Consider the following 14,209-nt stretch of genomic DNA (forward strand, 5'->3'; position numbering starts at 1 on the left):
CCAGTAAAAGGGGTGCCCATGGAGCACGCCTGGCTTGCGGTTAAAATCCGCGCTGATTATAACGGGTCTTTCCGATCATTCACTGCGAGCCTCCGATGCGCGTCATAAACAGAGCAAAAAGCTGATGTCGACCACCTGGCACATCCTCGGTGCGGGCAGCCTCGGCACCCTATGGGCCACTCGTCTGGCTCGGGCCGGGGTGCCGGTCACGCTGATTGTGCGAGATCAGGCGCGACTGCAGGCCTACGAGGCGCAAGGCGCGCTGACCCTGGTCGAACATGGCGAGGCGCGCAGCTACCCGATCCCGGCGCAGACACCGGACAGCGCCGAGCCAATCAGGCGCCTGCTGGTCGCCTGCAAGGCCTATGACGCCGAGAGCGCCGTGGCCCAACTGGCGCCGCGCCTGGCACCCGACGCCGAGTTGATCCTGCTGCAAAATGGGTTGGGCAGCCAGGACGCCGTTGCCGCACGGGTTCCCCACGCTCGCTGCCTATACGCTTCAAGCACCGAAGGGGCGTTTCGCGACGGCGACTGGCGAGTGGTCTTCGCCGGCCACGGCTATACCTGGCTGGGGGACGCCAGCCACCCGGTGCCGCCGATCTGGCTGGATGATCTGACGGCCGCCGGCATTCCCCATGAATGGAGCACCGACATCCTGACCCGGCTGTGGCGCAAACTGGCGCTCAACTGTGCGATCAATCCGCTCACCGTCCTGTACCAGTGCCGCAATGGCGGGCTTGAAGCGCATCATTGCGAAGTCGCCACACTCTGCGGTGAACTGAGCGAGCTGCTCCAACGCTGCGGCCAGCCGGCTGCGGCCGAGGATTTGCAGCAGGAAGTAGAGCGCGTGATCCACGCCACTGCGGCGAATTACTCGTCCATGTACCAGGATGTCGACAGCCAGCGGCGCACCGAGATCAGCTACCTGCTGGGTTACGCCTGTAAAGCCGCGCGCCGGCACTCGCTGCACCTGCCACACCTGGAGCAGCTCGAGTCGCGCCTGATCGCCCATCTGCACAGCCTTGGATTGCCCAGCGACTAAGCAGCGGCTACGCTGGCCACTTGTTCCTTTGCAGCGACGAACCTGATGCCATTGCGCCAGCGCCTTGAAAACCTACCGGTCGGTCAGAAATTGCTGGCCGCCCTGTTGGTGCTGTTGACCACTGTTCTGCTGGTCGCCAACCTGACCTTTATCAGCGCCGCTTATTATATTTCCCAGGAAAGCATGGCGCCCCAGGCCTTGCAGACCATTGGCCGCCTGGTGTCCAACCCCAGCCTCATCTCCGACGCCTTGCAGTCACCACAAAGCGCCGAACGCCTGCTCAACGAGCTCAACAGCTATTCGCCTCTGCGGGCAGCCGCCCTCTACGATGGCAAAGGCCAGCGCCTGGCACAGTTGCAACAGGGGGAAAAGCTCAAGTTGCCAGAGCACTACCGGCACATCGAGTCCTGGCAAGCCACCGAATTTCGCAGCAACCAGGTGATCACCCTGCCCCGCCCCGGCACGGCGCCCGGTCACTTGCTGCTGGTTGCCAGCAGCGAGCTGCCGATGGCGTTCTACACCGGTACGCTGACGGCAAGCCTGGGGATCCTGATCTTCAGCATCCTGTTGTGGCTGGTGATCGCCCGGCAGATCAAGCGCCTGATTACCCGGCCGATCCATCAGCTGGAAGAGTTGTCCCGGCAAGTCACAAGGGAAGAGAACTACGCCCTGCGCGCCTCTCGCGGCAACCATGACGAAATCGGCAGCCTTGCCGAGGCGTTCAATACCATGCTGTCGCGGATCGAGGCACGGGAACAGCAGCTCAAGCGCGCCCGGGACGACTCCCAGGCCGCCTACGACCAGGCTCAGGGGCTGGCGGAAGAAACCCGCCATACCAATCGCAAGCTGGAGCTGGAAGTGCAGGTGCGCAGCAAGATCGAGAAAAAGCTCACGGGTTTCCAGAATTACCTCAACAGCATCATCGACTCGATGCCCTCGGCGTTGATTGCCCTGGATGAACAGCTCTACGTCACCCAATGGAATCAGGAGGCCAGCGCGCTGTCCGGGACTCGCCTGGACGAGGCCCTGAACCAGCCGATCTTCCTCGCCTTCGAACCGCTAAAGCCGTATTTGCCGCAGCTCAAGCAAACGGTCGAACAGCACACGGTGGCCAAGATCGAGCGGGTAACCTGGGTCAAGGATGATGAAGCCAGGCACTACGCCCTGACGTTTTATCCACTGATGGGCGGCGCGGGTCGTGGCGTGGTCATCCGTATCGACGACATCACCCAGCGTCTCTCGCTGGAAGAAATGATGGTGCAGTCAGAGAAAATGCTCTCAGTCGGCGGCCTCGCGGCGGGTATGGCGCATGAGATCAACAACCCCTTGGGCGCCATCCTGCACAACGTGCAAAACATCCGCCGGCGCCTGTCCCCGGAGTTGCCGAAGAACCTTGAACAGGCCGAGCACATCGGCATCGAACTGGAAACCGTGAACCAGTACCTGGTGGCCCGTGAAGTGCCGCAGCTGCTCGACGGTATCCAGCAGGCTGGCGCCCGCGCGGCGAAGATCGTGACGCACATGCTCAGTTTCAGCCGGCGCAGCACCCGGCAAATGGCGCCCTGCGACCTGCCGGCGCTGATCGATCAGGCGGTGGAAATCGCAGGCAACGACTTCGACCTGGCGATCGGTTTCGACTTCAAGGGGCAGGCGATCATTCGTCAGTTCGACCCTCAACTCGGCCCGGTCCCCGGCACCGCCAACGAGCTGGAGCAGGTGCTGCTCAACCTGCTGAAAAATGCCGCCCAGGCCATTCATCAGCGCGAGGATGACCGTGAACCGGGGCGGATCATCTTGCGCACCCGCCTGAACCCGCCCTGGGCGGAGATCCAGGTCGAGGACAACGGCATCGGCATGAGCGAGAGCGTGCGCAAGCGTACTTTCGAACCGTTCTTCACCACCAAGGAAATCGGCCAGGGGACCGGGCTCGGTTTATCGGTGTCGTACTTCATCATCACCAACAACCACAAGGGCCAGATGGAAGTGCAATCGACCCTCGGCCAGGGCACCTGCTTCACCCTGCGCCTGCCCTTGGCAAGCACTGCGCTGGTCTCTCAGGAACTCAATCAGCTATAGAGGTAACCCATGGGCTTTCGCTTGTCGAAAATCTACACCCGCACTGGCGACAAAGGCGAAACAGGCCTTGGCGATGGCCGCCGAGTGCCCAAGGACCATCCACGAATTGAAGCAATTGGTGAGGTTGACACGCTAAACAGTCAGGTTGGTGTGCTGCTGGCGGGATTGGCGCAGGAAAGTGCTGCGTATCCTGGGCTTAATGAAGTGGTCGAGGTGTTAGCGCCTTGCCAGCACCGCTTGTTCGACCTCGGCGGCGAGCTGGCAATGCCTGAGTATCAGGCTCTGAACGTGGCAGAGATCGAGCGCCTGGAGGCGGCGATCGATGTATGGAACGAAGAACTGGGGCCGTTGGAGAATTTCATTTTGCCTGGCGGTTCGGCGCTGATTGCCCAGGCGCACGTGTGCCGCAGCCTGGCGCGCAGTGCGGAGCGGCGCTGTCAGCATTTGAATGCGACTGAGCCGCTGGCCGGGGTCGGGTTGGCTTACATCAATCGGTTGTCGGATTTGCTGTTTGTGATGGCAAGGGTGATTGCCAGGCGCCAGGGGGTTGCGGAAATCTTGTGGCAGCCGGCGGTGAAGCCCACAGAAGTGTAGCGCCTGTTCGGGCGCCATCGCTGGCAAGCCAGCTCCCACAAGTTTCGTCGTGCACACAACATGTGTGAACGACACCAAACCCTGTGGGAGCTGGCTTGCCAGCGATGAGGCCAGCAGCCTCAATACACACAGGTTTCGTCGTGTGCACAACATGTGTGAACGACACCAAACCCTGTGGGAGCTGGCTTGCCAGCGATGAGGCCAGCAGCCTCAATACACGATCAAGCCTCAGGCCAGAACGCGCGGATCCCCGCCACCCCCTGCGCCCCAGCTTCCCAAGCCTGCTGCCGCTCAGCCGGGCCCACGCCACCCAGCAGGAACACCGGTTTGCTGAAGCCTTCGATCAAGCTTGCCGCCTGCTGCCAACCCAGCGGCTGGGCATCCGGGTGGGTCTGGGTCGGCTGCACCGGAGACAGGGTGACAAAGTCCACGCCCATCTGCTCGGCCAACGCCAGCTCCTCTGCGTTATGGCAGGACGCCGCCAGCCAGCGCGACGCCGGCAGCGGTCGACCCGCTGCCGCGTATTTGCGCAGTTGGGCGGCCGTGATATGCCACCCGGCCGAGGGGAAATCACCCAGCCATTCGAACGGCCCCTTGATCATCAACTGCGCCTTGCCCGCACACAGTCCCGCCGCATCCACCGCCAGATCCCGGTATTTGGGGTCGTATCCGTTTGGTGCGCGCAGCTGGATAAGCTTGATGCCGCCTGCGATGGCTTTCTGGATACCGCGCAATAGTGCCGGGGTCTCCAGATCTCCAGGGGTGATCAGGTATTCGGCCGGCAAGCGCGCCGCCGCGACGATCGGCTGGTTGGCCGCCGGAAACTCGTAGTCCTGCAGGTCCCGCGGAGCCACCCAGGCCAGCGGCTGGCCTTCGGCCCCATGCGGCTCGCCGGTAAACGCCGAGACTTCCCAGACATCCAGCAATACTTGCTTGTCAGGATAATCGTGGCGGACCTTGATCAGCGGGCGCGCTGCGCCGACCACAATTCCCAGCTCTTCATGAAGCTCGCGAGCCAAGGCGGTTTCGACGGACTCGTCAGCCTCGACCTTGCCACCCGGGAATTCCCACAGACCGCCCTGGTGCTGGGTATCGGCGCGCCGGGCGATCAGTATCTTGCCACTGCTGTCACGAATAACCGCAGCCGCTACATGTACGCGTTTCACTGCCCAACCTCCTTCAGACCTGCTTTCTGCCAGGCCTTGAAAGCTGGCCATTGGTAGATCGTATCGATGTAGGCCTCATCCTCGGCCGGTACTTTCACCTGATAGGTGCGCAGTCGCACAGCAATCGGGGCGAAGAAAGCATCGGCCAGGCTAACCTTGCCAAACAGGAACGGACCGGCGTCGGACGCAGCGGCCCGGCACTGCGCCCATAACGCCAGCACTCGTTCGATGTCCTCCTGGACTTCAGTCGGAGCCGACACCAGTGGCGCGTCGCGGCTGAGGTCAAACGGCATGTTGGCCCGCAAGGCGAAGAACCCGGCGTGCATTTGTGCGCAGGCCGAGCGGGCCTGGGCCCGGGCCGCCACATCGCTGGGCCAGAGGCCAGCATCCGGGAACTGTTCGGCCAGGTACTCGGCAATCGCCATGGAATCGGCGATGGTGCCATGCCTGGTTTTCAGCAGCGGGACTTTGCCGGTCGGCGAGTGTTTGAGCAATCGTTCACGGGTGTCAGGCTGGTTCAGCTTGATCAGTTCTTCGCTGTAGGGGGCTTTAGCCAGGTCAAGCGCCAGCGCGCCGCGCAAGGACCAGGAGGAATACAATTTGTCGCCGATGATCAGGTGGAGGCTCATGTTCGGGACCCTTGGATAAGAGGTATGGGCCAGATTTTTCAGCGTCTGGTCGACCGTCATCGCGGGCAAGCCCACTCCCACAGGTTCAGCGCAAATCCTGTGGGAGCGGGCTTGCCCGCGATGGGCCGGGGTCGCGCTCGACCGACCCGGTCTGACTTAGGTACGGTACTCAGCGTTGATCTTTACATACTCATGAGACAGATCTGTGGTCCAGATCGTCTCGCTGCACGCGCCGCGACCCAGTTCGATCCGGATAGTGATTTCTTCCTGCTGCATCACCGCCGCACCCTGGGCTTCGGTGTAGCTGGCCGCACGGGCGCCGTGGCTGGCGATGCACACCTCCCCGAGGAACACGTCGATCTTGCTCACATCCAGATCGGGCACACCCGCGCGACCAACGGCGGCCAGGATACGGCCCCAGTTCGGATCGGAAGCAAACAGTGCAGTCTTGATCAGGGGCGAGTGAGCCACGGTGTAACCGACGTCCAGGCACTCCTGGTAGTTGCCGCCGCCATTGACCTGGACGGTGACGAACTTGGTCGCGCCTTCGCCATCACGAACGATGGCCTGGGCGACATCCATGCACACTTCGAACACGGCCTGTTTCAGCTTGGCAAACAGCTCGCCTTCGGCCCGGGTGATTTCCGGCAGCGCCGCCTGGCCAGTGGCGATCAGCATGCAGCAGTCGTTGGTCGAGGTGTCGCCGTCGATGGTGATGCGGTTGAACGACTTGTTGGCGCCGTCCAGCAGCAGGTTTTGCAATACATCACGGGACACTTTGGCGTCAGTGGCGATGTAGCCCAGCATGGTCGCCATGTTCGGCCGAATCATGCCCGCACCCTTGCTGATGCCGGTGACGGTGATGGTCACGCCGTCATGGTCGAACTGGCGGCTCGCCCCCTTGGGCAAGGTGTCGGTGGTCATGATGCCGGTGGCGGCAGCTTCCCAGTTGTTGACCGACAGGTCGTCGAGCGCTGCCTGCAAGGCGCCTTCGATCTTCTCGACCGGCAGCGGTTCGCCGATCACCCCGGTGGAGTACGGCAGCACCAGGCGGGCATCGACGCCGGTCAGCTCTGCCAGCTTCGCGCAGGTGCGCTCGGCGGCGGCCAGGCCAGGCTCGCCGGTGCCGGCGTTGGCGTTGCCGGTGTTGGTCAGCAGGTAGCGCACCGGACCTTGCACTCGCTGCTTGGCGAGAATCACCGGTGCGGCGCAAAAGGCGTTCAGGGTGAACACGCCAGCGACCGTCGAGCCTTCGGCACAGCGCATGACCACGACATCCTTGCGCCCCGGGCGCTTGATGCCGGCCGAAGCAATACCGAGTTCAAAACCGGCAACCGGGTGCAACGTTGGCAAAGGACCAAGACCAACAGCCATGAATGCGCTCCTTAAAATAGTCATCGCCGACGCAGGTGATCGGCGGTATCAAATGGCAAAACGCCGCGACGGCTGATGCCGGTCGCGGCGCGGGTATTTCAGCTTGCTGAACGGGTTTTACTGGATCTGCCCGTGGCAATGCTTGAATTTCTTGCCCGAACCGCAATAGCACAGTTCGTTACGGCCCAGCTTCTGTTCGTTACGCACCGGCGCGGTGGCGAGGGCAACATCGACCTCTTCACCCAGCAGTTCCGGCTGCTCCAGACCTGGCGGCTCGTCGTGCTGGAATTGCATGCGTGCGGCCAGAGCTTCGGCTTCCTGGCGCAGGCGTTGCTCTTCTTCGATCGGATCTTCGCGACGAACCTGTACGTGAGACAGCACGCGAATCGAATCGCGCTTGATCGAATCCAGCAGCTCCGAGAACAGCGTGAACGACTCGCGCTTGTACTCTTGCTTCGGGTTCTTCTGGGCGTAGCCACGCAGATGGATACCATGACGCAGGTGATCCATGGTCGACAGGTGGTCTTTCCACAGGTCATCCAGTACGCGGAGCACGATCTGCTTCTCGAAGGTTCGCAGCGCTTCGGCGCCCGCCTGGTCTTCTTTCTCGTGATACGCGGCGATCAGCTCGTTCATAAGCTTCTCGCGCAGGGTCTCTTCGTACAGGTGATCGTCTTCGTCGAGCCACTGCTGGATCGGCAAGGCAACACCGAAATCACTCTGCAATGCAGCCTCAAGACCGGCCACGTCCCACTGCTCTGGCAGCGACTGTGGCGGAATGTGCGCGCTGACGGTCGCGTTGAGCACGTCCTGACGGAAGTCAGCGATGGTCTCGCCGATGTTGTCAGCGGCCAGCAACGTGTTACGCATGTGATAGATCACTTTACGCTGTTCGTTGTTGACGTCGTCAAACTCGAGCAGTTGCTTACGAATATCGAAGTTGCGGCCTTCTACCTTGCGCTGGGCCTTTTCGATGGCGTTGGTCACCATGCGGTGCTCAATCGCTTCGCCAGGCTGCATGCCCAGGGCTTTCATGAAGTTCTTCACCCGATCAGAGGCGAAGATACGCATCAGGCTGTCTTCCAGCGACAGGTAGAAGCGGCTCGAACCGGCATCACCCTGACGGCCGGCACGACCACGCAACTGGTTGTCGATACGGCGCGATTCGTGACGCTCGGAAGCGATGACCTGCAGGCCACCGGACTCCAGCACTTGCTGGTGGCGCTTTTGCCAGTCGGCCTTGATCTGGGCGATCTGCTCAGGGGTCGGATTCTCCAGCGAAGCCACTTCCACTTCCCAGTTGCCGCCCAACAGGATGTCGGTACCACGACCGGCCATGTTGGTGGCGATGGTCAGTGCGCCTGGGCGACCGGCCTGGGCGATGATCTCGGCTTCCTTCTCGTGGAACTTGGCGTTCAGGACCTTATGCTCGATGCCTTCCTTGTTGAGCAGATTGGACATGTGCTCGGAAGTTTCGATGGTTGCAGTACCCACCAGCACCGGACGGCCCTGGGTCATGCATTCCTTGATGTCGTTGATGATCGCCGCGTATTTCTCATCGGCGGTCAGGAATACCAGGTCGTTGTAGTCCTTACGTGCCAGCGGACGGTTTGGCGGAATCACCATGACCGACAGGCCGTAGATCTGGTGGAACTCGAACGCTTCGGTGTCTGCCGTACCGGTCATGCCGGACAGCTTGTTGTACAGGCGGAAGTAGTTCTGGAACGTGGTCGATGCCAGGGTCTGGCTTTCGGCCTGGATGTTCAGCTCTTCCTTGGCTTCGATGGCCTGGTGCAGGCCTTCGGACAGACGACGACCCGGCATGGTACGACCGGTGTGTTCGTCGACCAGCACAACCTGCCCGTCCTGCACGATGTATTCGATGTTGCGATGGAACAGCTTGTGCGCACGCAGACCGGCATAGACGTGGGTCAGCAGGCCCAGGTTATGTGCCGAATACAGGCTTTCGCCTTCGGCCAGCAGACCGACGCGGGTGAGCATGTCTTCAATGAACTGGTGACCGGCTTCGTTGAGCTCGACCTGACGCGTCTTCTCGTCGACGGTGTAGTGGCCAGCCTTGGTGACTTCGCCTTCTACTTCCTCGACGTGCAACTCCAGTTGCGGGATCAGTCGGTTGATCTCGACGTACATCTTGGAGCTGTCCTCGGCCTGACCGGAAATGATCAGCGGGGTACGGGCTTCGTCGATGAGGATGGAGTCGACTTCGTCGATCACGGCAAAATTGAGTTCGCGCTGGAATTTTTCTTCCATGCTGAACGCCATGTTGTCGCGCAGGTAGTCGAAACCGAATTCGTTGTTGGTGCCGTAGGTGATGTCGGCGGCGTAAGCCAGGCGCTTCTCTTCCGGCGGCTGGAACGGCGTGACAACGCCGACCGTCAGGCCGAGGAATTCGTAGAGCGGACGCATCCAGTTGGCGTCGCGACGGGCCAGGTAGTCGTTCACGGTCACAACGTGCACGCCCTTGCCGGACAGCGCGTTCAGGTAAACGCCCAGTGTTGCCACCAGGGTCTTGCCTTCACCGGTACGCATTTCCGCGATCATGCCTTCATGCAAGGTCATGCCGCCGATCAGCTGGACATCGAAGTGGCGCATACCCATGACGCGCTTGCCGGCTTCGCGGGCGACCGCAAAGGCTTCAGGCAGCAGCTTGTCGAGGGTTTCCCCTTTGGCGATGCGGGCCTTGAACTCGTCTGTCTTGGCACGCAACTGATCGTCCGAAAGGGCCACCATTTGCTCTTCGAAGGCATTGACGAGTTGCACCGTCTTGAGCATGCGTTTGACTTCACGCTCGTTCTTGCTTCCAAAAAGTTTCTTTAACAAAGGCGCAAACATATCGGCAGGATCTTCCACACTAAAGGGATGGAGGGCGGCCCCGTGAGTCGCCCGAGCAGCCCTCATGGCCGCATGCGAACGAGCATTCTACCCGGAAACGGTGGTGAGGAAAGTGGCGTTATTCCACGATGCTGGCACAGCGCTGTGACGGGGCTCACTTACAATAAGGCCTTTTCTGCCAGTTTCAACCCGGACAAGTACGAAGTTAATCATTGATTTAATGGATAAAGCGTCACCAGGACGATGGATGGGGGGCGGGCAGGCCTTTCTGCTAAGATGGCTGCTCTGTTACTTCAGGTGTCTGATCATGGCATTTCGCCCTCTCACGGCCAGAGCACCCGCCGTTCTGCTTCGCGAAGCCAAACCGCTCAAAGCCATCTTTGGCCACGCTCAACGCCTGGGTCATTTGCAGCGCCTGCTGGAAAGCCAGCTGCAGCCTGCCGCCCGGGAACACTGCCATGTGGCCTCCTGGCGCGAAGGCAGTTTGCTGCTGATCGTGACCGATGGTCATTGGGCGACCCGGCTACGCTATCAGCAGAAGCGTTTGCAACGTCAGTTACAAATGTTTGACGAGTTTGCCAGCCTGACGCGAATTCTGTTCAAGGTACAGCCGCCCACCGTTCAGCAAGGTGCTGCGGGGCATACCATCAGTTTGTCGACGGATGCCGGGGCGACGATCCAGGCTACGGCCGACGGGATCAGTGATCCGAATCTTCGGGCAGCGCTGGAACGGCTGGCGGCTCACGCCAAACCAAAGGTTTAACGGCAAGATCAAAAGATCGCAGCCTTCGGCAGCTCCTACGTAGGAGCTGCCGAAGGCTGCGATCTTTTGCTTTCAGCGGCGTTTGTTGCCTCCGAGCAACGACCCCATCAACCCCCGCACCAACTGCCGCCCCAGTTGATTGGCCGCCTGACGCATCGCCGACTTGAGCGCCTGACCCGCCGCCGTGCCAAGGAATTCCCCGGCCTTGTCGGTGAAGCTTGGCTCTTCAGCGCCTGCCTTGCCCGGTGTGGCTTCAGGCTCCGGCGCCAAGCCCTTGCGCCCCATCAGCACTTCATAGGCTGACTCGCGATCGATCGGCTTGTCGTAACGGCCTTTGAACGGCGAGCCGGCGATCAGCATCGTGCGCTCGGTCTCGGTCAGCGGTCCGATCCGCGACTGCGGCGGCGCTACCAGCACCCGTTGCACCATCGCGGGAGTGCCTTTGTCCTGCAAGGTGCCCACCAGCGCCTCGCCGATACCCAATTCGGTCAGCACCGACAAGGCATCGAACGCCGGGTTGGGACGAAAGCCCTCGGCGACCGCACGCAGGGATTTCTGCTCCTTGGCGGTGAACGCGCGAAGCCCATGTTGCACACGCAAGCCCAACTGGGCCAGCACGTCATCCGGCAGGTCACCCGGCGACTGGGTCACAAAATACACCCCCACGCCTTTGGAGCGGATCAACCGCACCACTTGCTCCAGGCGATCACGCAGGGCCTGGGGGGTACCGGCGAACAGCAGGTGCGCCTCATCAAAAAACAGCGCCAGCAGCGGTTTGTCTGCATCCCCGCGCTCGGGCAATTGCTCGAACAGTTCAGCCAGCAACCACAACAGGAACGTGGCGTAGACCTTCGGCGCTTCATGCACCAGGCGGCTGGCGTCGAGCAGGTGAATGCGCCCGCGGCCCTCGGCGGTCGGTTGCAGGATGTCTTCGAGCTGCAACGCGGGCTCACCGAACAGCGCTTCGGCCCCCTGCTGTTCAAGCGTTGCCAGGCGGCGCAACAACGCCTGGCTGGAACCGGTGGTCATCAGCGCGGCGTCGTCTCCCAGCAACTGCGGATGATCGCGCAGGTGATTGAGCAGCGCCTTCAGGTCTTTGAGGTCCAGCAGTAGCAGGCCTTCCCGATCCGCGACCTTGAACGCGGCATACAGCGCCGACTGCTGGCTGTCGGTCAGTTCCAGCAGGCTGCCCAGCAGCAACGGGCCCATTTCACTGAGGGTGGTGCGCAAAGGGTGACCGGATTTGCCGTGGATATCCCACAAGGTCACCGGATACGTCTGGGGCTGGTGATTCAGCCAGGGCATGCCGGCGATGCGCTCGGCGATCTTGCCCTGGGGATTACCGGCAGCCCCGAGCCCGCACAGGTCGCCCTTGATATCGGCGGCGAACACCGCCACCCCGGCGTCGCTGAAGGCTTCGGCCAGGCGTTGCAAGGTGACCGTCTTGCCGGTCCCGGTCGCCCCGGCGACCAGGCCATGACGATTGGCCAGGCGCATCGCCTGGGCGATAGGGCTACCAGCGAGATCAGCACCAATAACAAGTTGCGAGGAGTCAGGCATTTCGTCACCCATGGTTAATCTTTGATTCCTGATGGCCGATACAGGGGATTGAAGAGCGTCGGTAATTTCCTACAGAAAAAACGGAGCTGTGCGCTTGTGCTCGTCACCACCCACTTTCGCGTTCTCTTATAAAAGCACGCCCTGGCCATTAAGACCTTAGCGGAACCTCAAGCCATGAACAAAAACCTGCATTTCAGCCATAAAATCCTGCTTGCCGCCGCGCTAATCGTCATTGCCGCCTTCGCCTCGTTTACGCTGTACAACGACTACCTGCAACGTAACGCCATCCGCGAAGACCTGGACAACTACCTCAACGAGATGGGCGACGTTACCGCCAGCAATATCCAGACGTGGTTGAGCGGGCGCATCCTGCTGATCGACAACCTGGCCCAGAACATCGCCATCAACCCCGAGCCGGGCACTGTGGCCAGCCTGCTTGAGCAGAAAGCGTTGACGTCGACCTTCATGGCCTCCTACCTGGGCGACGCGACCGGCAGTTTCACCATTCGCCCGGACGCCAAAATGCCTGCCGGCTTCGATCCGCGAGTGCGCCCCTGGTACAAAGGTGCCGAAAGCAGCAGCACCGCCACCCTGACCGAACCTTACATCGATGCGGCCACCGGGCAGACCATCATATCCATTGCCACTGCCTCGAAAAAAGCCGGCCAGAGCGTCGGCGTGGTGGGCGGCGACCTGAGCCTGCAAACCCTAATCGATACCCTCAGCGCCCGGGATTTTGACGGCATGGGTTACGCGTTCCTGGTCAGTGCCGATGGCAAGATCCTGGTTCACCCGGACAAAACGCTGGTCATGAAGACGCTGAGCGAGGCCTTTCCCCAGGGAGCGCCGCGTTTGAGCAGTGACTTCAGCGAAGTGGAAGTCGATGGCAAGACCCGCATCGTCAACTTCACCCCGGTCAAGGGCCTGCCTTCGGTCAACTGGTACATCGGCCTGTCGGTCGACAAAGACAAAGCCTTCTCAATGCTCAGCGAGTTCCGTGCATCGGCGGTTGTGGCGACGCTGATCGCCGTGGCAATCATCATCGCCCTGCTGGGCATGCTGATCCGCCTGCTTATCCAGCCATTGCACGTGATGACCCGGGCCATGGAAGACATCGCCGACGGTGAGGGAGACCTGACCAAGCGCCTGACCATCCAGAACAACGATGAATTCGGCATCCTGGGCACGGCGTTCAACCGTTTCGTCGAGCGCATCCACGGCTCGATCCGCGAAGTGTCGTCGGCCACCGGCCAGGTCAATGAAGTGGCGTTGCGCGTCGTCGCCGCGTCCAATTCGTCGATGTTCAATTCCGATCAGCAAGCCTCGCGCACCAGCAGCGTGGCTGCCGCGATCAATCAACTGGGCGCCGCAGCCCAGGAAATCGCCCGCAACGCCGCCCAGGCCTCAAGCCAGGCCAGCGACGCGCGCAATCTGGCCGAAGACGGCCAGCAAGTGGTGGATCGCAGCATTGCCGCGATGAATCAACTGTCGAGCATGCTCAGCGCCTCGAGCACCAATATCGAATCGCTCAACAGCAAGACCGTGAATATCGGGCAGATCCTCGAAGTCATCACCAGCATTTCCCAGCAAACCAACTTGCTGGCACTGAACGCGGCGATCGAGGCGGCACGCGCCGGCGAAGCGGGACGTGGCTTCGCGGTGGTCGCCGATGAAGTGCGCAACCTGGCGCATCGCACCCAGGAATCGGCACAGCAGGTGCAGACCATGATCGAGGAACTGCAGGTCGGTGCACGGGAATCGGTGAGCAACATGAGTGACAGCCAGCGTCACAGCCAGGACAGCGTGGACATCGCCAACCTTGCTGGCGAACGCCTGAACAGCGTGACCCTGCGCATCGGCGAGATCGACGGGATGAACCAATCGGTAGCCACGGCGACCGAGGAGCAGACGGCGGTGGTGGAATCGATCAACGTCGACATTACCGAGATCAACACGCTGAACCAGGAAGGGGTGGAGAACCTGCAGTCGACGTTGCGGGCGTGTTCAGACCTGGAGCAGCAGGCGGCGCGGCTGAAGCAGTTGGTGGGTAGCTTCCGTATCTGACATCAGAACCTACGCCATCGCGAGCAGGCTCGCTCCCACAGGTTAACGTCCAGACTTGTGGGAGCGATCCTGCTCGCGATGGCGCTCT

10 protein-coding genes are annotated in these 14,209 nt (G+C 61.4%); 5 read left to right on the plus strand and 5 right to left on the minus strand.

Features of this window, described 5'->3' with window-relative positions; translation table 11 throughout:
* Positions 1 to 124: 124 nt before the first annotated feature.
* The 3 genes from HYI44_RS11470 to HYI44_RS11480 are packed head-to-tail and all read left to right on the plus strand — an operon-like array spanning position 125 to position 3,712.
* On the plus strand, positions 125 to 1,042 hold the full coding sequence (locus tag HYI44_RS11470) for a putative 2-dehydropantoate 2-reductase (protein WP_225569456.1): 918 nt from the start codon (positions 125 to 127) through the stop codon (positions 1,040 to 1,042).
* Between the two features lie 45 nt (positions 1,043 to 1,087).
* The gene (locus HYI44_RS11475; RefSeq protein WP_045058242.1) at positions 1,088 to 3,118 is read left to right on the plus strand and encodes a sensor histidine kinase; all 2,031 of its coding nucleotides are present in this window, start codon (positions 1,088 to 1,090) and stop codon (positions 3,116 to 3,118) included.
* Positions 3,119 to 3,127: 9 nt separating this feature from the next.
* Entirely contained in the window at positions 3,128 to 3,712 is a 585-nt protein-coding gene (locus tag HYI44_RS11480) for a cob(I)yrinic acid a,c-diamide adenosyltransferase (protein WP_122840137.1), read from the plus strand.
* Positions 3,713 to 3,933: 221 nt separating this feature from the next.
* Here the strand turns inward: HYI44_RS11480 and HYI44_RS11485 are convergent, their stop codons facing one another.
* From HYI44_RS11485 to secA, 4 genes are all read right to left on the minus strand, one after another.
* On the minus strand, positions 3,934 to 4,878 hold the full coding sequence (locus HYI44_RS11485; protein ID WP_225569457.1) for a Nudix family hydrolase: 945 nt from the start codon (positions 4,876 to 4,878) through the stop codon (positions 3,934 to 3,936).
* Positions 4,875 to 5,507 (minus strand): glutathione S-transferase family protein, encoded by a 633-nt coding sequence (locus HYI44_RS11490; RefSeq protein ID WP_045058283.1) that lies wholly within the window; start codon positions 5,505 to 5,507, stop codon positions 4,875 to 4,877. Before HYI44_RS11490 ends, HYI44_RS11485 begins: the two co-directional genes overlap by 4 nt.
* Before the next feature lie 156 nt (positions 5,508 to 5,663).
* Positions 5,664 to 6,881 carry a bifunctional glutamate N-acetyltransferase/amino-acid acetyltransferase ArgJ gene (argJ, locus tag HYI44_RS11495; protein WP_225569458.1) on the minus strand — a complete coding sequence of 406 codons (1,218 nt, stop codon included), beginning with the start codon at positions 6,879 to 6,881 and terminating at the stop codon, positions 5,664 to 5,666.
* A 117-nt stretch (positions 6,882 to 6,998) separates the two neighbouring features.
* Entirely contained in the window at positions 6,999 to 9,734 is a 2,736-nt protein-coding gene (secA, locus tag HYI44_RS11500; RefSeq protein ID WP_122840134.1) for a preprotein translocase subunit SecA, read from the minus strand.
* A 307-nt stretch (positions 9,735 to 10,041) separates the two neighbouring features.
* Between secA and HYI44_RS11505 the strand changes: the two genes are divergently transcribed.
* Positions 10,042 to 10,497, plus strand: coding sequence for a DUF721 domain-containing protein (locus HYI44_RS11505; protein ID WP_007945864.1), 456 nt, complete (start codon positions 10,042 to 10,044; stop codon positions 10,495 to 10,497).
* A 72-nt stretch (positions 10,498 to 10,569) separates the two neighbouring features.
* On the opposite strand, the gene HYI44_RS11510 is transcribed toward HYI44_RS11505, so the two are convergent.
* Positions 10,570 to 12,057, minus strand: a complete 1,488-nt coding sequence (locus HYI44_RS11510; protein WP_225569565.1) for a helicase HerA-like domain-containing protein — start codon at positions 12,055 to 12,057, stop codon at positions 10,570 to 10,572.
* Between the two features lie 174 nt (positions 12,058 to 12,231).
* Between HYI44_RS11510 and HYI44_RS11515 the strand changes: the two genes are divergently transcribed.
* Positions 12,232 to 14,121 carry a methyl-accepting chemotaxis protein gene (locus HYI44_RS11515; protein ID WP_225569459.1) on the plus strand — a complete coding sequence of 630 codons (1,890 nt, stop codon included), beginning with the start codon at positions 12,232 to 12,234 and terminating at the stop codon, positions 14,119 to 14,121.
* Positions 14,122 to 14,209 lie beyond the last annotated feature (88 nt).

It is taken from the genome of Pseudomonas sp. Y24-6, from assembly GCF_020295325.1.
Classification (GTDB): Bacteria; Pseudomonadota; Gammaproteobacteria; order Pseudomonadales; family Pseudomonadaceae; genus Aquipseudomonas; species Aquipseudomonas gregormendelii.

What these genes read in the sequence shown, in the direction of transcription:
- HYI44_RS11475 (WP_045058242.1), top strand. Translation starts at nt 1,088, where the DNA reads ATGCCATTGCGCCAGCGCCTTGAAAACCTACCGGTCGGTCAGAAATTG.
- HYI44_RS11510 (WP_225569565.1), bottom strand. Translation starts at nt 12,057, where the DNA reads ATGCCTGACTCCTCGCAACTTGTTATTGGTGCTGATCTCGCTGGTAGC.
- HYI44_RS11515 (WP_225569459.1), top strand. Translation starts at nt 12,232, where the DNA reads ATGAACAAAAACCTGCATTTCAGCCATAAAATCCTGCTTGCCGCCGCG.
- secA (WP_122840134.1), bottom strand. Translation starts at nt 9,734, where the DNA reads ATGTTTGCGCCTTTGTTAAAGAAACTTTTTGGAAGCAAGAACGAGCGT.
- HYI44_RS11480 (WP_122840137.1), top strand. Translation starts at nt 3,128, where the DNA reads ATGGGCTTTCGCTTGTCGAAAATCTACACCCGCACTGGCGACAAAGGC.
- HYI44_RS11505 (WP_007945864.1), top strand. Translation starts at nt 10,042, where the DNA reads ATGGCATTTCGCCCTCTCACGGCCAGAGCACCCGCCGTTCTGCTTCGC.
- HYI44_RS11490 (WP_045058283.1), bottom strand. Translation starts at nt 5,507, where the DNA reads ATGAGCCTCCACCTGATCATCGGCGACAAATTGTATTCCTCCTGGTCC.
- HYI44_RS11470 (WP_225569456.1), top strand. Translation starts at nt 125, where the DNA reads ATGTCGACCACCTGGCACATCCTCGGTGCGGGCAGCCTCGGCACCCTA.
- argJ (WP_225569458.1), bottom strand. Translation starts at nt 6,881, where the DNA reads ATGGCTGTTGGTCTTGGTCCTTTGCCAACGTTGCACCCGGTTGCCGGT.